We start from the raw sequence: 19,478 nt of genomic DNA, 5'->3' as shown, positions 1-19,478 counted from the left end.
TTCGTTTATAATCGCGTTGGTAACTGCTAAAGTGGCAGGATTAATTAAAGAGAAAGAGAATAGCTATGGCTGGATTTTGGAACTACCGTGTCATTTTTTGTGAAGCAACAAAAGATGAAGCGGCACAATATCAAATTCATGAAGTTGAATATAACTTAAATGGTAAAGTGACTAACTGGTCAGAAACCGGTGCCGCACCATTTGGTAATACAGTCGAAGAACTTGAAGCAGATGCAGATCGTTTAAAAACAGCGTTTTCTAAGCCGGTTTTAAAAGTGGTAAGAAAGCAACGTGGCTACGAGCTGGTTGATGTAGAAACCGGCGAGGAAGCGTTTGCTGAGCCTCCTGCGGGCTTAACAGAATAATCATATTTAAAGGTGCCTATGGCACCTTTTTACTTTGAAGGAATGAGGATGACTTTAAAAGCAGTATTGTTTGATATGGATGGCACTTTAGTGGACTCTGAAAGTGTGCATTTTACTATTTGGAATGATTTATTAGCTCCTTTTGGTGTGCAGTATGATGAAGCTACTTTTTGTAAGCGTTTCTCTGGGAGACCAACATTTGAAGCCGCAAAGGAGGTTGTTGAAAGTTATGGGCTTAGTATCAATCCAGAGCAGTTAACGGATGATAAGTACGCGGCATTTGGCCGTTTTGTTAGTACTCATTTACCCGCCTATATGCCTTGCGCTAAAGAAGTGCTAGAGCAAGTAAAAGCCAGTGGTTTAAAAATGGCTTTAGTAACAGGCAGTGCAAAAAATGAAGCCTATCCTATTTTAAAAGGCTATGGCATTTTTGATTGGTTTGATTGTGTGGTTACCAAAGATGATGTTAACAATCCTAAACCTGCTGGTGACCCTTATCAACTAGCTCTTGATACGTTAAATATTACAGCTAATGAAGCCGTAGCAGTTGAAGATACCTATACCGGTGTCACCGCTGCGAGCAATGCTGGTGTTGCTGTGTTTGCTGTGCCGAATCATTTCACGTTAGAGCATGATTTTAGTAAAGCGGCAGGCGTGTTTGCTGATTTGAACGAATTTTTCAAATGGCTAGAAACTAAACTATAATTAGCTGGCAATCACAAAACAGCTATTGTTAAGTGGTTATGATTAAGCAGGAATAGCCACTTTAAAACTTACAAATTTGCAAGGAAGCAAAAATGGTTAAATTCACTCGTGCGCTTTTGTGCGCAATCACGTTATTTATAGGCTTTTCAGCCGAAGCGCAACAAGCCCCTTCAGTCCTTTTAGCAAACGTTTATCAAGCCGAAAAGGTGAATGTAAGCGACTATTTAGTTAGTGAAAAATATGATGGCATTCGAGCTATTTGGACTGGGAGTCAATTAGTAACCCGAAATGGTAACCCAATTTATGCCCCCAAGTGGTTTACCGCGCCGCTGCCAGATGTTTGGCTTGATGGCGAGCTTTGGACTAAGCGCCAAGACTTTGCCAATGTGAGCGGGATTGTTCGAAAAGTCACACCTGTAGAGTCTGAATGGCAAACCGTCAGTTACATGATATTTGATATGCCTGATGCCGCAAAGTCGTTTAGTCAGCGCTATGAAAACTATTCAAGGTTAGTAAACCAGCTGAAAATTGAGCATATTAAAGCTGTTGAGCAAAAACATTTTAACGATAACAAGCAACTTAGTTTGTTTATGGATGAGCTAGTCGCACAAGGTGCTGAGGGCGTCATGCTGCATTTAGCCTCAGCTAAGCACAGTACAGGGCGTAGTGATGCATTGTTAAAGTTAAAGCCTTATTTTGACGCTGAAGCGGTTGTAATCGGTTACATTGCAGGAAAGGGTAAGTATAAAAATATGCTTGGTGCACTCAAGGTGCGTAGCAGTGATGGGACCGAATTTAAAATTGGCTCGGGGTTTACCGATCAACAAAGAACATCGCCTCCAGCGATAGGTAGTACTATTACCTACAAATATCATGGCTTTACTAAAAATGGCCTACCACGTTTTGCAAGCTTTTTGCATGAAACGCCATAGCGTCATTCAAAAATGGCTGCGACTATGGTAAATTTCGCGGCCTTTTTATTGATGTATAGGTGTTAGAATGTTTGCTGGCTTTGATTACGGTAGCTCAAATTGTGCAATCGGTGTAATGGATAATGAGCAACAAGTCTCTTTAGTACCCCTTGAGCAAGGCAAACAGTATTTACCCTCAACACTTTATACTCATCACAGTGCATTAGTTGTCGATTTTGTCACAAAAAATCTGACAGGTAGCCCGTTTGAGCACGACTTTAAAACTGAGCGACAAGCGCTTTTAAATACCATTCCTCGGATTAAATCTGACCTCGATATTCAAGCTGGTGATGAGACCTTATTTATAGGTCGCGAAGCAATTAGCGAGTATGTGCAATTTCCTGAAGAAGGTTACTTTGTAAAATCACCTAAGTCATTCTTTGGTGCAGTAGGCTTAAAGCAAGGGCAAATAAACTTCTTTGAAGACATTGCCACGGCGATGATTTTAAAAATTAAACAACGCGCCGAGCAATCTTTGCAAGACACATTAACAGAAACGGTAATTGGACGACCGGTAAACTTTCAATCAGTCGGTGGTGAAGAGTCTAATCAACAAGCGCTCGGCATATTAGAGCGAGCAGCAAAACGCGCAGGCTTTAAAGAGGTCTCATTTTTATATGAGCCGTTAGCGGCGGGGATTGATTATGAAACCTCATTGCAGCAAGACCAAAAAGTGTTGGTTGTCGATATTGGCGGGGGGACTAGCGATTGCTCATTTGTACAAATGGGGCCGAGCTTTCGTGACAAGCAGTGCCGTGACAATGACTTTTTAGCTCACAGTGGTAAGCGTGTGGGTGGAAATGATTTAGATATTGCGCTGAGCTTTCATGGCTTAATGCCATTACTAGGTTTAGGCACTGAGTTTAAATCGGGACTTCCACTGCCGAATCAACCGTTTTGGCAAGCTTGTAAAATCAATGATGTAAATCTGCAAAGTCAGTTTTATAGCGATGCCCATCATCGTGAGTTACTGACTCAACTTCGTGAAGTCAAAGAGCCTGCGCTTTTTAAACGCTTAATTCAATTGCAGCAAAATAAGCAAGGTCATCAATTAGTGCAGCAAGGCGAGGCGGCAAAAATTGCGCTCTCGTCAGCGAATGAATTTACTACAGATTTACGCTTCTTAGATTCAGACTTAACGCAGTGCTTAACGCTAAAAGATCTCGCTTTAGCCGTTGATGATTCGATAAGCCAGATAGTAAGCCTAGCTAAACAAGCGATTCAAGAAGCAGGCACAACGCCTGATGTCATTTACTTAACGGGCGGTAGTGCACAATCACCGCTTATCAAGGCTGCGTTAAAAGCCCATTTAGGTGATATTGCAATGCTGAACGGAGATCACTTTGGTAGTGTGACTGCAGGTTTAACTAAGTGGGCGCACAAGCTTTATAGCTAATAGCCCCCACTTTGATATATCGACTTATAGAACTAAAGAGTCACTTGGCGCGTTGCGAGGTATTTTTCGTAATCTGGCAACGTGCGGCACAACTCAGTTTCCATCATAGGTGAGCTTAATAGCATATCGGCACTGACTTCATTACAGGCAACAGGAATATTCCAAACCGCAGCTAAACGCAGTAATGCTTTTACATCTGGGTCGTGTGGCTGCGATGCAAGTGGATCCCAGAAAAACACCAGCATGTGCACTTCATGTTCAGCAATTTTAGCACCAAGTTGTTGATCGCCCCCCATAGGGCCGCTTAGCAGCTTAATCACTTCAAGCCCTGTTGTACGCTCGATTAAATGACCGGTTGTACCCGTACCGTATAGCGTGTGCTTACTTAAAATGTCTTGGTGTTTTTCACACCACGCCTGAAGGGCAGCTTTTTTACCATCATGGGCTACGAGGGCAATATTCTTTTTGGCTGGTAAGGCTTGTTGTTTTTGTTCCATAAGTGCTCTTATATCAATAGGTTAATTGCTAATGCAATAAACACCAGTCCCGTGATCCGATCAATCCAAATTTGGGTTTGTGGGTGCTCACGAAAATAACTGGCTATCTTATCGCCGAAATAAATATACGTGCAGTCGATCGGAAAAGCAAAAAGTGGGTAGAGTAAGCCAAAAAAAGCGAGCTGAAAGGTCGTTGAAGATAAGCTCGGATCGACGAACTGCGGAATAAACGCAATAAAGAATAAGGCGACTTTTGGATTAAGTACCTCGGTCATCATTGCTTGAAACATCACATTTTGCTTTTTACTGGTACTTACATGGGGTTTTTCGTCGCAGTCTGGCTCAGGCTGTGTGAAGGTGTCCTTTAACGTCATTACGCCCAAATAGCACAGGTACGCCGCACCTAAATACTGCACCGTGGTATAAGCAACAGTCGACGCTTTTAAGATTGCTGTTAAACCCACCACCGCAAAAAAAGTATGCACCACACCACCTAAGGCAAAACCAAAGGCACTTTGCATTCCGGCTTTACGGCCATTGGCAAAGGTTTGTGCCATTAAAAATGCATTAGAAGGGCCGGGAGCTACGGCAATTAAAAAGCTGGCGCCTAAAAACGACAGTAGAAATTCTGGATTGATCATCGGCACAAAGATAAAAAGCTAGGTAGTTGATTTTAACAAGCTTCTAGAAAAAGAAAAAGCGGGCAATCAATGCCCGCTAATTTGGGTTGGGGAAGTATTAGAACGTCACAGTGCTGTTGTTTGAACAAACAGTTGTGCTTTGTGCTTCACATACTTGGTAAGTGTAAGTGCCACCACCTTTTGTTGTGATAGTGTCAGTATAACTGTTAGTGTTTGCCACTGAGCCTACTTTGCTACCATTACGGTAAACATCTACAGTGCTTGTAGCAGCGCCACTCCAGCTTAAATCAATGTATTTAGTGCCTTTTGACTTATAACCTGAAGTAGAAAGACTAATATCATCACCACCTGGTGTTGTGCCACCGCCATTATCGCCACCACCTGCACAGCCATTGGCTGTTAGGTATGCATCTGCGTCAGCTGCTTTAACAATACCGTGACCGAAGTAAACATCGTGACCAGAAGCACCTTGATCTTCTGCCGTTGCTTTTAGTGCATCACGGATTTCTGTACCCGTACACTCAGGGTGATTTGACCACACTAGCGCTGCGATACCTGAAACAGCAGGCGTTGCCATTGATGTACCGCTCATGAAACCATAATCACTAGTACCAATTGCGATATCAATAGTTGTGCTTGAAAGAAGAGCTGAACGGTCTTCAAGTGCAGCGCCAACAGCAGGAATAGTTGTATCGTTAGTTTCGCCTAGTGTAGCGTATAACATGCCTGCTTCGTTATTGATGATAACAGCCCCGATACCGCCTGAGTTCTCGCAGTTATTTACCTTGTCATAGAACGAAATATTGCCGCGGTCAATCATACAAATTTTGCCCGCTGCGCCAGCATCTACGCTTTCAGCAGTACCCATGTAATACGCCGTGCCTGATGCATTGCCTGAGTTTTCCATTGATGAAGTAGCAAAGCCTGTACCATCAGCTGCTAAGCTAGCTGACGTTGCCATACCTGCAGGGTAAGTAGAAAGAGTATCAACACCACCTGCTGTTACTTCAACACAGATAGTTTCATCTGTAGTAGCACGTTTACCGCGGCCAGTTGTACAGCTAGGGAACTGCGAGAAATCTGCAATTTGGTTGTCCGCATCATTTGCACCAACCATCATTACAGATGGATAACCTGCAGGGTATGAACGTACGCTGTTACCATCGTTACCCGCTGCAGCAACGACTAAACCGCCAGCGCTTGTGAAATTAGCAAATGCGTTAGACTCGGTGCTATTTGAACCACCGCCACCAAGGCTCATGCTGATGATATTTGCACCTGCTTGAGAACATAAATCTGCTGCGTGTGCTAAGTCTGAAGAGTAACCCCAGCCTTCAGCGTTGAATACTTTGATGATGTGCATTGCCACACCGGGTGCCATACCAACCACACCAACATTGTTGTCTGCTGCACCAATTGTGCCAGCTACGTGAGTACCATGTGGGCCACCATTGTCGTACCAGTTACCTGTGCCACTGTCATTATCACCTGTGATGTTACCCCATACAAAATCAGGGTTTGTAGCATCTAAACCAGAGTCAATTACACATACTTTCATGCCAGCATTTGCATCGAAGGTAACTTGATCAGCTTGTGATTGGTAAACTGCGTAAGGCGTTAATTGCTGCTGCATTGCATTACCAGCGTCATCGTTATAAAGCGCCATTGGTACACGCTTTTGGTCTTCTTCAACCAGTTTGATGTGAGGGTTGTTTAATAAGCCTTTTACACTTGCAAGGTCATGACCTGTAAATTGCGCTGCAATAAAGCCATTACCATCAACTTTAATATCACCACCAAGCTTTTTAGCGAGGGCTTTAACTACGCCTTTTTTATTGTTGTCGACTTGGATGATGTAACGATCATTTGCTGCGTTTGCAGTTCCTGCTGCACATAGTCCACTGATGATCAGTGCTAATGCTAATTTATTCTTTTTCATAATTCGTGTCCCAAACCTGTTTTTGAGTTAACCAAATGTTAACGCGAGTAAACAATAGTTTAATGGGGCAGTAGGTACAAGCAAAATAATCCACAAAACTGGAATAAATTATTCTAGAAAGATGCTTTTTATAACGGTAGGAAATAACAGGATGTCTAAACGGGTAAATAGAATATAACGATTCTCATTTACCCGATATAACTAAAAGTATGATAAAACTTTTTATGACAAATGCTTATGTTTGAACAATAAATAGGTAAATGGGATGAGCATTAAAAAGTGCACGCCAATTAATACTGGTGTAGTCAAATTTAACAATTGCGTTATAAACACTAATAAACTTGCGCCACTCATTTGCATTAAGCCTATAAGTGCTGAAGCCGTACCTGCTTGTTTAGGGAACAAACTTAATGCACGGCCTGCTGATGAGCCAAGTGTCAGTGCAAAACCAAACGCAGCAATAAACATCGGAAACATCAACGCAAGCGCAGTACGTTGTTGGCTAAAGGCCAACATTAAGGCTCCTGCGATTACAAGCAGCAGGAGTCCTGCTTTTAGCGCGCGTTTTGGTTGACGTTTGATGTACAGTGGCATTATAAAGCTTGCCACAATGCTCAATACCGCATTACAGGTAAACCAGAAAGTAAAGTCGGTAACACTGCCACCTAATTCTGTAATAAGCCAGCCAGGTGCTAGCGTAACGAAGACTAAAATAGCCGACATAGTTACCAAGCAAATTAAGCTATGGAATAAAAACAATGGTGTGCTGATAATTGGCATAAAACGGCGCAGGTCAAGAATATGACCACTATATACACTATCTGCAGGGCGGGTTTCTTTATACATTAACAAGGTTATGAATAAACCAATGAGTGCAAATACAGCCATGAATAAAAAGTTCATGCGCCAGCCAAACTGTACTGTGAGCCAAGCGCCTAAAATTGGCGCGAGGGCAGGGATAAAGCAAACGATACCGTTAAGATAAGTAATAATTTGGCCGCTGCGTTCACTACCAAATCGATCTCTTACAATGGCAAAGGCTACTACAAATGTGGCACAGGCCCCCAAACCTTGCAGTGCTCTTGCAATCATCAGGCTTGCAAAATCAGGTGCCAGATACGCGCCAAACGCCGCTAAACCATAAATTGTCACACCGGTGATTGCCACAGGCTTACGACCAAATTTATCTGCTAATGGCCCTGCAATGAGCTGTCCAAGCCCGACGGTAAGCATAAAAATAGCGACGGTTTGCTGAATTTGCTTTTCTGAAGCGCTGAATTGTTCTGCAATGGTCGGAAATGCGGGTAAGTAAATATCTATTGCTAACGGGCTAAAGATAACCAGAAGGCCAAGAATAAATAGTAAGCTGAGGTTTTTGTGCTGGCGTGACTGCATTCGCTCTCCTTTAAAACGGTATTTTATGTGCCCCTAAAGGAAAAGAAAAGCGTTCACTTGGCTAAAAGTGTAATACATACGTAATCATTAAAACTGCTTACAAAAAATTTCCATTTCGCTATCTGGTCTGATGTGTTAGTTTTTTATCTTACATCATAAAAATAATGGATAAACGTCGTGAGCTCACCATCATCATTATTAAAAATTTGGACTAAGTGTCAGTCATTGCCGAAAGGTAACTGGTTGTTTAGTAAAGCCGTGTGCTTTAAAGCACCTTACTTTGGGTCTATAAAGCCATTGATCACAAATTTGACTGCTGGGCATTGCAGTGCAACTGTTAAAAATCGCCGCGCGATCCATAATCACATTGGTACCATCCATGCAATTGCACAGTGCAATGTGGCAGAGCTATGCGCAGGTTTAATGGTTGATGCAACGGTACCTGCAAAAACGCATCGCTGGATCCCAAAAGGCATGACAGTGAACTACTTAGCAAAAATTGACACAGATATGCGTGCAGTTGCACAGATAGACGTGCCGAGTGAGTGGCTAGAAAAGCAGGATTTGCTAGTGCCCGTTAAGGTTTACAATAGCCGCGATGAACTTGTCTTCACCGCGGATATCACTATGTATGTAACCGCCAAAAAACGTTAAGACTTATCAGCGGCTTGTTTGTTTACAAACGACAAGTCGTTGTCATCATCAGCCAATATTGAAGTAGTCGTTTGTTCTTCAGGCTTAATAGGCGCCACATTATCTTCTTCGTGACGATGTTTTAAGCTGCCTTCAATGATAGCTCCGGCTTCAATACTTAAAGTGTCGTGAAATACATCACCATGGACTTCAGCAGTACTTTCAATTGTCACTTTGTTGGCAATGAGTGAACCAATGATTTTACCTTTTACGACCACACTGTCTGCTTCGATAACACCTTCAATCATACCTGTGTGACCAATCACTAAGTGTTTAACATGTAAGTCGCCTTCGATACGACCATCAAGTTGAACCTCACCTTGGCTGGTAAGGCTACCTGTTAAGCGTACGTCTTCAGAAATAATAGAAGGAGTATGGTTGGTTCTTTTTAATGATGAGCCAGACGAACTAGCTGTTGATTGTTTTTTTTTACCGAACACGAGAAAGCGCCTTTGTTATTTTAACTGGATTGACATGTTTGCCATTCACTAAAACTTCGTAATGTAGGTGGGTACTGGTACTACGGCCAGTACTACCCATTAAACCGATGACATCATCTTTAGTTACTGTTTGGCCTTTTTTAACCTTAATTTTATTAAGGTGGCCGAAGCGAGTAACGAAGCCATTTTTGTGTTGTAGTTCGATAAAGTTGCCATAGCCGCCATTACGACCTGCACGAAGTACGGTGCCATCGGCTGGAGCAAAAATTTCGGTTTTATGCCAACCTGCTAAATCAACCCCTTTATGAAAAGCACGGCGGCCATTCATTGGGTCTTTGCGTAGGCCAAAACTGCTAGAAATATAGTAGTCAGCAGCAGGGAGTGTTTGTGGTAACTCACTCAGCAAGTTTTCTAGGTTGTTTAACGCTAGTAAGTTGTCGGCAATTGCTAAAAATTCAGCAGGAATTCTTGATTCGTCAAACAAGTCTAACGGGCCACCCTGGGCTGTGTCTGAGCTTTCAAGTATTGAGGTATTGGCTAGACTGCTATCAAGACCAGCGCCTTCGAGCATGGCAACAATTTCTTGATGGCGTAATTTGATTTGTTCATCTAGCACTACGAAACTACGATTATAAGCCGCATCAAGACGTGCTAAACGCTCAGTCATACTTTCTAAGTGTTTTACTTGTTTTGGTTGCTGCTCATCTTCTAAAGGAGCATGAAAATCTTCAGCATTTTCTTTAATCGGTAAAAGTAGAGGTTCAGCATCGTTTGGCAAGGTGGGTTTGTTCATCGATTCTGGTAGTGATTCAATCATGCTTTGCAATAGCGCTTGTTTTTGCTCAAGAATTGCTAGTTGCTCTAATTGTTTTTCATAGGCAGCTTGCTGTTGAAAGTGCTGCTTTTTCCACTCTTGCTGCTTGGTAACCTGTTTTTGCTCAATGCTGGTTATCTTGTCTGCTTGTGAAATGATTTGAAGTGTTGAGATACTAAGCCAAGCAATGGCTATTAAAATAACCATTAAGGTCGTCAATTGTAGCCAAGGCGCTAATACCAAGTGTTTTACTTCGCCATTTTGACGGATCAACAGCTGTCGAGCTGGAAAAAACGTGCGATAAAAAGACTTTAGTTTAACTAACATGGCGTACAAAATTTAACTAATAACCGAGTTAAGATAGCAACCTCAGTTAAAAAAGCCAGCAAAAAATTGTAACTCAGCTGAAAAAGCACAAAAAAAAGGGCAAAAAATGCCCTTAACACTTGTTCTGGAAATAAAAATAGTGAGTTACTTTTATTTAGCAGGTAGCACGGTTCCTTCAACTGAACCAAAACCAATTCGTGCAAAACCGTCTTTTTCGCACCAACCACGCATAATTACGTTGTCGCCGTCTTCTAAGAAAGCACGCTGCTCACCATTAGCAAGGGTGATCTTTTCTTTACCACCGCGAGAAAGCTCTAATAATGAACCTGCTTCTTCGTGCTCAGGGCCTGATTGCGTACCCGAACCTAACATATCGCCTGGTTGAAAGTTACAGCCATTTACAGTGTGGTGAGTCACCATTTGCGCAACTGTCCAGTAAGAGTGCTTGAAGCTTGATTTAGATACTTGTGTTGGTGCTTCGCCGGCTGCACGCATCTTTTCAGTTTCAATTTGCACATCCATTTTGATATCGAATGCACCAAACTCACGGTTATGAGCTGACTCTAAATAGTCCATTGGTTGTGGATCGTTTTCGTCACGTGTCCAGTTTGTTCTAAATGGTGCCAGTGCTTCTGTCGTAACAATCCAAGGTGATACTGTCGAAGCGAAGTTTTTCGCAAGGAATGGACCAAGCGGCTGGTATTCCCACGCTTGTAAATCACGTGCAGACCAGTCATTAAATACACAGAATCCAAATACGTGGTTTTCAGCATTTTCGATGGCAATTGCATCGCCTAATTCATTCCCTTTACCAAGGTAAATACCTAACTCAAGTTCGTAGTCAAGGCGTTTACACGGGCCGAATGATGGTACTTCTGCATCTGGCGCTTTAGTTTGACCATTAGGGCGGTGGAACGTTTGACCAGATACATCAATTGACGATGAACGGCCGTGATAACCAATTGGTACCCATTTGTAGTTAGGTAGAAGTGGGTTATCAGGGCGGAATAGACTACCTACCGCTGTTGCGTGGTAAATAGAGGTATAAAAGTCAGTGTAATCACCAATACGGCACGGTAGTGCAAATTCGATGTCTGCTTGAGCGATAAGCGCTTCGCTTAATTGCGCTTGCTCACTGGCACCTTCACGAAGTGCTTTTGATAACGCTAGACGCAGTGCAGACCAATACTGCTGACCAAGACCCATAAATTCATTGAGTGTAGCTTGGCTTGCAGCTTTAACGGCAATCTGTGCATCACCTGAGAATAAACCAAGTTCATTTACTTTTGCTAAGTCGATAACTTGATCACCAATAGCTACAGCGCCACGGAACGCTTCGTCTGAATTTTTACGACGTACTTCTGCAAAAGGAAGGTTTTGAATTGGGAAGTCACAGTTCGCTTCGTTAGCAGATGCAACCCAGCTTTTTAGATTAATATCGTGGGTTTCGTTAATTAGGCTCATACTCTTTCCTTATTGGTTCGCGCTGATTTATTAGTTATCTATATGGAGGCAATCAACGCAATTTAAACAGTTAGTTTAAAACAGAATTTAAAACGACAAAAAGCAGCGTGTTAAACGCTGCTTTTTAAGCGCAATATGGCGGTTTAGATTACACCACGACGCTCTTGATCACGTTCGATTGACTCGAAAAGGGCTTGGAAGTTACCTTCACCGAAACCGCCGTCATCTACACGTTGGATCATCTCGATGAAGATAGGACCAAATAGGTTCTTCGAGAAGATTTGCAGTAGGTAACAGTTTTCGCTTTGGCTATCTACTAGGATCTGATGCTTACGGATCTTCTCTTTGTCTTCTTTAACCCAAGGTACACGGTCGAAAATGGTGTCGTAGTACTCAGGGATGATATCAAGCGTGGCAATCGTTGATTGGTCAAGCTTATCAAGTGAGCTTACTAGGTCATTCGTTAGGAATGCTAAATGCTGTACACCCGGACCATTGTACTCGTTTAAGTACTCATCGATTTGGTTGTTGTTGTTATCTTTACCTTCGTTGATTGGAATCGAGAAAGTACCGCACGGAGATTTAAGTGCGTAAGATAATAACGCTGTTTTTTGACCTTTAATGTCGAAGTAACGAACTTCAGTAAAACCAAATACGTCTTTATAGAAGTTAGCCCATGTTTCCATCGTGCCTTTATAAACGTTATTGGTTAAATGGTCGATACGGATGAAGCCTTTGTCTTCAACAATGTTTTGCTCGCTTAAATCTTCAAAATCTGACTCATAGATAGAACCTTTGTCGCCAAATTGCTCGATGAAATAAATTAAGCTGTCGCCGATACCGTAAATAGCAGGGTATGGTAAGCTTTTGTGAGTTGAGTCTGTCGCAGGTTTTGCACCGCGCTCAACAGCAACTTCGAATGCTTTTTGTGCATTCTCTACACGCCAGCCCATAGAACAGATTGCCGGGCCGTGGCTTTTAGCAAATTCAGCAGAGAAACCTTCACGCTCATTGTTTAGTAAGAAATGAATGTCATGCTGGTTATAGTAAACAATGTCTTTACCTTTGAATTTTTTTAGCTTTGAGAAGCCAAAATCAGTAAACACTTTGTCCATGTAATCTGCATCAGGTGTTGCGTATTCAGTGAATTCAATGCCCATTAGGCCTAACGGATTATTTACTTCGCTCATTGTCATTACTCCCGCAATTATAAGCACTGCGCTAAAAAGAATTATTGTTATGTAATGAGCGGATGATTAACCAGAAATTCAATTTGGGGAAGATCACAGCGTTATTTAGCCAAAGTCCCTTTTGTAAATTTAATGAGACAATGGTTTTAATTTCATCATGTGAAGTGAAAATAGTAAAAATAAAGATCAAAAAGAGTAAATAAAGCGCCGTTAATAAATATTTAATGAACTGATATTTATAAGCTTTTTTGTATTTTATTCGTTTTGTTTTCGCCAAATAAAGTTAGAGTGAATGTATCGAATTGTTTACAAAGTTAGTGGTTGTCAATTTCAGTGAATATTTAAATAGGGAAGTCGAAAGTACGAAATGATATCGAGTGTAGTTTACTAGTAAAGATCTAACGGCGGGAAGTACGTAGCCCCACAGCATAAACTGTGGGGCTTAAGGTTACTGTTTGTCAGCAGTAATCTCTAATTCTTCTTCGAGAATTTCTAACTCATCCTGAGAGGTATCAGCATCATGCATCCAATCAACAAGTTTGTCTGCCAACAGCCATAAACAAATACCTGCGATGAAAGCCATAATTGCTACACCACCAAAGGTGTTTAGAGGGCCACTTTCACCTACAAGCTGACCAATTGATGCTGCTGCGTAGTTGCCTAAACCAGAGAATAGGAACCACATACCCATCAATAGTGAGGTAAACTTCAGCGGAGCGAGCTTAGATACCATTGATAATCCAATTGGTGATAGACATAGCTCACCCATTGTGTGGAATACGTATGCCATAACTAACCAGATTACATGCGCTTTTGTATTTGCATCATCACCAATTTGTAAGGCTGCACCTACCATAGACACGAAGCCTAGGCCTAGGAATAACATACCAAGAGCAAATTTACGCGGAGAGTCAGGCTCCTTATCTCCCATGCGGATCCATACACTTGCGAAAATTGGGGCTAAAATAATAATGAAGATTGGGTTAACAGCTTGCAACCAACTTGCTGGCATTTCCCAACCAAAGAAAACAAGGTCAGTTTTATACTTTGCAAATAAATTCATTGAACCTGCAGCTTGCTCAAAGCCAGCCCAGAATACAATAGTGAAAAAGCTCATGATTAATATAACTTTAACGCGATCATGCTCTTCAGAAGTTAAAGGTTTGTTTGCAGCCTGTGCGTCATCACCTTGTTTAGCTGATGGAACTTTACCGATATCGGCAAGATATTTATTAGATAATGCTAACTGTAAAATTACACCAATTAACATACCAACACCTGCGGTTAAGAAGCCGTATTGATAGTCAAACTTTTCACCAATTGAGCCTACAACGAAATAACCTAAAATCGAACCAAGGTTAATACCCATATAGAAAATTGTGAATGCACCGTCACGACGCTTATCAGTTTCAGTATAGAGGTCACCAACCATTGTTGAGATGTTTGGCTTAAAGAAACCATTACCAACAATTAGTAATGCTAAACCAAGGTATAAAAACTCTTTTTCTAGACCTTCGATCATACCGTGAGGTGTACCAAGTGCAAATTGGCCTAAAGCCATCACAACACCACCAAATATAATAGCTTTACGTTGGCCAGATACATTATCAGCAAACCAGCCACCGATAACTGGTGTTACGTAAACTAACATTGCATAGAGGCCTAAAATACTCAATGCATTAGAGTTTAATGCTTTTTGGTAAGCTTCATCAGCACCTGCAGATAATGGGTCAATACCAAAGTAGGCCATATCCCAGCCCATAGCAGCTGCAGTTGCGATTGTTGATAAATAAAGCACGAAAATACCGCGCATACCGTAGTAGCTCATACGTTCCCACATTTCTGTAACGAACAGTAAGAAGAGCCCTTTCGGGTGACCCATAAAGTCACCAGCTTTTGGTAGAGAACTCATGAATTATACTTCCTAATTTTAATTGTCGTTGGCCTTATATTATTGCTTTGCTCATTGGTTAATTAATATTGATGAACGGGTGGCCATGTTTTTTTGATGCAGCTAAGATAATGGTTTGTTGCTCAAGTTATGAACTTAAGGGTATAGGACACACCCTTATCCTAGCTACAAGTGCGCTACAGTATACATAGACCTCTTGGTCAGGGGAAGATCTTGCGGTAGGTACACCATTTGTTGCGTTAACTTAACCTTACCAAATACAACTAATTTAAGATTACTTGATACTTGTCAGTAATACTTAGCAATTCATTTTAAGTTTATGTGATGAGTTATTTTTGTTTGGGTAGGTGTAATTCATTGCAATGAAAGCGGATCTTTTGGCATCTGGATAGCTGAGCAAGTACTTTAAATTGTCCAAAATTGTTTACAATAGACTATTCAGCCGCTAGTAGTTAGCGTATTATTCTCATACTATAGGTTCCCGTTTTTTGAGGATGTAATGCGTTTAGATATCCACTGTGCTGACCGAATCGGTATCGCACAAGAGATTCTCAATATCTTAGTAAGTTATCAGGTTGACTTAAAAGGTATTGAAGTAGATTCGGTTAATTGTCGTATGTATGTCAGTTTTCCTCCTATTGAATTTGAGCAATTCCAAAAGATCATGCCTTCTATTCGCTTAATTGACGGCGTGATGGATGTTCGCACAACTGCATTTCTACCTTCTGAGCGAGAGCATAATGAGTTAAATACATTACTGCGAGCATTGCCTGATGGTGTTATATCTATTGATGCTAAAGGCTGGGTGCGATTATGCAATGATGCAGCTTGTCGCGATTTACAGCTATCTGAAAGTGAAGTTATAGGCGCTAATATTAATAACTTGCTGAAAGGCTTTAACTTTACTCGCTGGTTAGAGGGTAAAGAAGTACTTGGTCAAACAACGCGTGTAGAAGTTGCTGGCGAAGATTTTATTGCTGATATTCTTCCTATTTCAGTTCCACAAGGTGCTGAAGGGGATGTGTTAGCGGGCGCCGTTATTAACATTAAATCGCAAAGTCGACTTGGTCAGCAAGTGAGTGCCTTTCGTCGATATGGCCAAGAAAGTTTTGCGACAATCCATAATTTTAGCACTGCAATGCGTCGTGTTGTTCGTGAAGCTCGCAAAATGGCACAGCTTGAAGCGCCAATTTTGATAACTGGTGAAACGGGGACCGGTAAAGAACTACTTGCACGGGCTTGTCATTATGCATCTAACCGTTCAGTAAAACCCTTTATTGCCTTATCGTGTGCATCGTTACCTGATGACGTGGCTGAGTCAGAGTTATTTGGTTATGCGGGCTATGAAGAAAACGCGGCACCAAAACGTGGCGTTTTGGAGCAAGCCGATGGTGGTACAGTGTTTTTAGATGAAGTTGGTGAAATGTCGACTCAATTGCAAACTAAGTTGCTGCGATTTTTACAAGATGGCACATTTCGCAAAGTCGGTGATGAAAACGAAGTAAAAGTGAATGTACGTATTGTTGCTGCAACGCAAAAAGACTTACCGGCCATGGTGCAAGAGGGGACATTTAGAGAAGATCTTTATTACCGGATTAATGTTTTGACCTTAGAAATTGCGCCATTACGTGACAGAAAAGCTGATATTGGCCCGTTAGCAGAACACTTTATTCAAAAGTATGCCCAACAAAATGGTCATTCTGTGCCTGTGATGTCTGAAGATTGTTTACGCTTTTTACAAGATTATCCGTGGCCGGGTAACGTACGCCAATTAGAAAATGCGATTTACCGTGCGGTGTCGTTGTTAGATGATAACGAACTGCGTATTGAACATTTGCAGTTACCAACCTTTACTCATGATTTAGGTTATCTTGAGTCTGACTTTGAAGGAACTTTAGATCAAGCGGTAAAACGCTTTGAAGCGACCTTACTTCGTAAGCTCTATCCGGCTTATCCTAGCTCTCGACAGCTTGCTAAGCGATTAGGTTTGAGCCACACCGCAGTGGCAAACAAACTTCGAGATTATGGCATTAACCGTAAGACAGTGAAGGTTTAAAAGTAACCCCCACAATAATCGTTAATTAAGCAAAAAGCTTGAGTGAAAAGCCAAGCTTTTTGCTACTGTTTGGTACCCATATCCTTGGTGACACCATCAATGGCAATATTTTTGATACCGTCATTGTCAAATTTGATAACAATACTTATGTTATTGCGAGCAAAAAAGTAATCTCGGTTATCTAGGCTTATAACATAATCGCCTTTGACTGAGTCGCTAAATTTGCGCTTTTCAAGTTTTAAGGAGTGATCTGCTATTTGCCAATTGAAGCCTTCAATAAAGCCATTATTAAACTCTTGTACCCAAACTTGTTGTTCGTCTTTACTCAGTGTAATCGCAACGGAGTATGACTCAGGCAAAGACATGTCATAGCTTTTATCACCAATAGTGAATTTTTCGGCAGTTTGTTGCCAAGCAAAACCAAATTTAAAATCTTTTTCCACACCCGTTGGGTATTTTAAAGTACCGTTACCTGGAAAGTTGAAGTCAGCATATGCTGAGCCGGTAAATAAACTTGCAGAAAATAGAGTTACCAAACTGAATAGTTTCATTAGGCTTATCTGTTTTTATAATAATATATGCACAGATTAGAGCAGAATATTCGCCTTAGCAATATGCTGTGATACACTTTGTGAATTATCAACTGGTTAGACCTTTTATTGTGAATCTATATTTTCGACTAATATTATTGTTTTTTAAAATCAAACGTAATCGTGACTATCAAGGTTTACTCGACACGATAGATATTGAATTCAGAGCACTGCCGACTGATTGCGATATTAACTTGCACCTGACTAATTCCCGTTATTTAGCAATGATGGATTTGGCGCGCACTTGGATGACAGAAAGAGTAGGGTTGCTTCAACATATTATGAAACGTCGTTGGTTCCCGATCGTTAATGCGACTGCAATTACCTATATTCGCGATATTAAACCAATGCAAAAATACACTGTTAGTACGCGTTTAGTTGGCTGGGACCATAAATACTTTTACATCGAACAAAAGTTTCACTCTGAGCGTGGATTGCATGCGATTGCCTATGTACGAGGGGTATTTAAACGTAAGAAAGGTGTTGTGAGCGTTGAAGAAATGCTTGAAGTTGCTGGGTTTGAAGGTGTAGCTCCTATCTTGCCAACAGAAGTAATGCACTGGAAAGAAATGTTAGAGCAAAAGAAACTCACAAATAAGTGATACCCAAGATAAATAAAAAAATGCCAGCTAAGCTGGCATTTTTATGGTTTTAAACACAGTTTACTCTGCAGCGCAAACTGCTTCACTAACAAATGTTAAGTCATTAACATGCGAAGGACCATCCATTACAAACGTTGCTTCTGCAGTGTTTTGGTCAAGTGAGTAGATTTTAGCATTTTCACCACTTTCGCGGCCTGAAACATAAATTGTACCATCATCTGCAATCGCAATACCTGATGCCCAATTTACACCATGCTCACCAACAAGTGTCAATTCTAAGCTACCTTCATCTAGCGTATAAAGTGCTTTACCTGTTAACACGTAAAGTACGTTAAAGTCATTTGAGTAAGCAATATCACCATCTGAGAAAGTATCACCAGGGTAAGATAGTTTACCAAGAACTGTCTTATCACCTGTTTCTAAATCAAAGTCGTACATATATGTCTTACTTGTTGCACGAAGAGCAAGACCATCAGCGGTGACTGTTGAGCGGTAAATAGGGAATGAAGTCGCATCAACTACTTCCGCTTGTTGGTTAGTTGCTAAATCTAAGCTGTAAATTTTAGATGCTTTGCTGCTCTTATCTAGTTGCTCCATGAAATAAAGCACACCGTCTTTACTTGCAATATTTGAAGCTGTGTTATTTAGGCCTGCAACAATAGTGACAGAGCTTGAAACTGGGTTGAAATGATAAACATAGCCCTCAGTTTCTGAACCGAAGTTATTAATACCATATAGACCTGTTTCAACTGCACAAGGTTCTGGAATTTCTGTTAGAGAAACATTATCAAGAAATGCGCCTAAAGAGTCTGATTTACCAGCACCAGCAAAGCTCAATACTGAACTAGTATCGTTTGCTTCTACAGTAAAGCTATATTTAGTCCAGCCTTTTGTGCTGCTATTAATGGTCGCTAATTCATTACCATTCCATAAAACTTTGGCAGCGTTTGTTGTCGCATTACCTTCAACACGCGCAGAGTAATAAAAAGTAAGTTCGTACTTTTTACCCGCTGAAGTAGCTACGCTCTGTGAAATTAAATAGTTTGCAGTTGAGTCTAGTTCAAGAAGTTGATTACCATCTTGAGCTGGAACAATACCTAATTTATTAGTTTGTAACTCAAATTTAGCATTGTTACTACGGCTCCAGTTATCGATATTACTGAATAACTGCCATTGTCCACCATGGCCAGTTACAGTGTTATTTTCAAATGACCCGTTTTCAACTAGGTTTGTGCTTGCCATTGCCATACCAGATGCGATAGCTAAAGGTAACACTGCTAATTTAGAAACTAAGCTTTTCATGACAGTCTCCGAAGTTGTTAACATAAAATTAATATTTAATAGTATCATTTTACTGCTTTTTGCTGGTGTTTATCAAATAGGGAATAGATCTAAATTTATACTTTTTTAATTTTTTATATTAATTATTTGATTTTTAATAAGAATTTAGTTTGTAGGAAAATTCTGATTTTTCGATGGGA

General features: G+C 41.0%; 18 protein-coding genes. 7 read left to right on the top strand and 11 right to left on the bottom strand.

The genetic code is table 11. The features are described 5' to 3' along the window. The first annotated feature begins 65 nt into the window (after positions 1–65). The 4 genes from L1266_RS04205 (at position 66) to yegD (ending at position 3,437) form a co-directional block, all read left to right on the top strand. On the top strand, positions 66–365 hold the full coding sequence (locus L1266_RS04205) for a hypothetical protein (protein ID WP_054561952.1): 300 nt from the start codon (positions 66–68) through the stop codon (positions 363–365). 48 nt (positions 366–413) lie between these two features. Next, on the top strand, positions 414–1,070 hold the full coding sequence (locus L1266_RS04200; RefSeq protein WP_235376933.1) for an HAD family hydrolase: 657 nt from the start codon (positions 414–416) through the stop codon (positions 1,068–1,070). A 92-nt stretch (positions 1,071–1,162) separates the two neighbouring features. Next, positions 1,163–2,002, top strand: a complete 840-nt coding sequence (locus tag L1266_RS04195; protein ID WP_235376932.1) for a DNA ligase — start codon at positions 1,163–1,165, stop codon at positions 2,000–2,002. Positions 2,003–2,069: 67 nt separating this feature from the next. After that, positions 2,070–3,437 (top strand): molecular chaperone, encoded by a 1,368-nt coding sequence (gene yegD, locus L1266_RS04190; RefSeq protein ID WP_235376931.1) that lies wholly within the window; start codon positions 2,070–2,072, stop codon positions 3,435–3,437. A gap of 32 nt (positions 3,438–3,469) precedes the next feature. On the opposite strand, the gene L1266_RS04185 is transcribed toward yegD, so the two are convergent. The 4 genes from L1266_RS04185 to L1266_RS04170 form a co-directional block, all read right to left on the bottom strand. After that, positions 3,470–3,934 carry a methylglyoxal synthase gene (locus L1266_RS04185; RefSeq protein ID WP_054551787.1) on the bottom strand — a complete coding sequence of 155 codons (465 nt, stop codon included), beginning with the start codon at positions 3,932–3,934 and terminating at the stop codon, positions 3,470–3,472. An 8-nt stretch (positions 3,935–3,942) separates the two neighbouring features. After that, the gene (locus L1266_RS04180; RefSeq protein WP_138601443.1) at positions 3,943–4,575 is read right to left on the bottom strand and encodes a LysE family translocator; all 633 of its coding nucleotides are present in this window, start codon (positions 4,573–4,575) and stop codon (positions 3,943–3,945) included. Between the two features lie 97 nt (positions 4,576–4,672). Next, positions 4,673–6,514: a S8 family serine peptidase gene (locus tag L1266_RS04175; protein ID WP_235376930.1), complete on the bottom strand. Its 1,842-nt coding sequence runs from the start codon at positions 6,512–6,514 to the stop codon at positions 4,673–4,675. Positions 6,515–6,736: 222 nt separating this feature from the next. Then, complete coding sequence (locus L1266_RS04170) at positions 6,737–7,909, bottom strand: multidrug effflux MFS transporter (RefSeq protein WP_235376929.1); 1,173 nt, start codon at positions 7,907–7,909, stop codon at positions 6,737–6,739. Between the two features lie 177 nt (positions 7,910–8,086). Here L1266_RS04170 and L1266_RS04165 point away from each other — a divergent pair, with 177 nt between their 5' ends. Then, on the top strand, positions 8,087–8,563 hold the full coding sequence (locus tag L1266_RS04165; RefSeq protein WP_194441701.1) for a hotdog fold domain-containing protein: 477 nt from the start codon (positions 8,087–8,089) through the stop codon (positions 8,561–8,563). Here L1266_RS04165 and L1266_RS04160 read toward each other — a convergent pair. From L1266_RS04160 to L1266_RS04140, 5 genes are all read right to left on the bottom strand, one after another. Further along, the gene (locus L1266_RS04160; RefSeq protein WP_235376928.1) at positions 8,560–9,042 is read right to left on the bottom strand and encodes a bactofilin family protein; all 483 of its coding nucleotides are present in this window, start codon (positions 9,040–9,042) and stop codon (positions 8,560–8,562) included. The genes L1266_RS04165 and L1266_RS04160 overlap by 4 nt on opposite strands. After that, positions 9,032–10,183, bottom strand: coding sequence for a M23 family metallopeptidase (locus tag L1266_RS04155; RefSeq protein WP_054551782.1), 1,152 nt, complete (start codon positions 10,181–10,183; stop codon positions 9,032–9,034). The genes L1266_RS04160 and L1266_RS04155 overlap by 11 nt, the downstream gene beginning before the upstream one ends. 150 nt (positions 10,184–10,333) lie before the next feature. Then, positions 10,334–11,647, bottom strand: coding sequence for a fumarylacetoacetase (gene fahA, locus L1266_RS04150; protein ID WP_054551781.1), 1,314 nt, complete (start codon positions 11,645–11,647; stop codon positions 10,334–10,336). Positions 11,648–11,790: 143 nt separating this feature from the next. Beyond that, positions 11,791–12,837 (bottom strand): 4-hydroxyphenylpyruvate dioxygenase, encoded by a 1,047-nt coding sequence (gene hppD / locus L1266_RS04145; RefSeq protein ID WP_194441700.1) that lies wholly within the window; start codon positions 12,835–12,837, stop codon positions 11,791–11,793. A gap of 448 nt (positions 12,838–13,285) precedes the next feature. After that, positions 13,286–14,749: a peptide MFS transporter gene (locus L1266_RS04140; RefSeq protein ID WP_235376927.1), complete on the bottom strand. Its 1,464-nt coding sequence runs from the start codon at positions 14,747–14,749 to the stop codon at positions 13,286–13,288. A 499-nt stretch (positions 14,750–15,248) separates the two neighbouring features. Here L1266_RS04140 and tyrR point away from each other — a divergent pair, with 499 nt between their 5' ends. Further along, positions 15,249–16,805, top strand: coding sequence for a transcriptional regulator TyrR (tyrR, locus tag L1266_RS04135; protein ID WP_054551778.1), 1,557 nt, complete (start codon positions 15,249–15,251; stop codon positions 16,803–16,805). Positions 16,806–16,867: 62 nt separating this feature from the next. Here tyrR and L1266_RS04130 read toward each other — a convergent pair whose 3' ends face one another. Beyond that, positions 16,868–17,356, bottom strand: a complete 489-nt coding sequence (locus L1266_RS04130) for a hypothetical protein (RefSeq protein ID WP_054551777.1) — start codon at positions 17,354–17,356, stop codon at positions 16,868–16,870. A 110-nt stretch (positions 17,357–17,466) separates the two neighbouring features. Here L1266_RS04130 and L1266_RS04125 point away from each other — a divergent pair, with 110 nt between their 5' ends. Further along, positions 17,467–17,997 (top strand): thioesterase family protein, encoded by a 531-nt coding sequence (locus L1266_RS04125; RefSeq protein WP_138601468.1) that lies wholly within the window; start codon positions 17,467–17,469, stop codon positions 17,995–17,997. A gap of 60 nt (positions 17,998–18,057) precedes the next feature. Here the strand turns inward: L1266_RS04125 and L1266_RS04120 are convergent, their stop codons facing one another. Next, complete coding sequence (locus tag L1266_RS04120; RefSeq protein WP_235376926.1) at positions 18,058–19,299, bottom strand: DUF642 domain-containing protein; 1,242 nt, start codon at positions 19,297–19,299, stop codon at positions 18,058–18,060. Positions 19,300–19,478 lie beyond the last annotated feature (179 nt).

This window comes from Pseudoalteromonas sp. Cn5-37, assembly GCF_021532495.1.
GTDB classification, from domain to species: domain Bacteria; phylum Pseudomonadota; class Gammaproteobacteria; order Enterobacterales; family Alteromonadaceae; genus Pseudoalteromonas; species Pseudoalteromonas simplex.
This window is presented reverse-complemented; position numbering and strand designations above follow the sequence as displayed.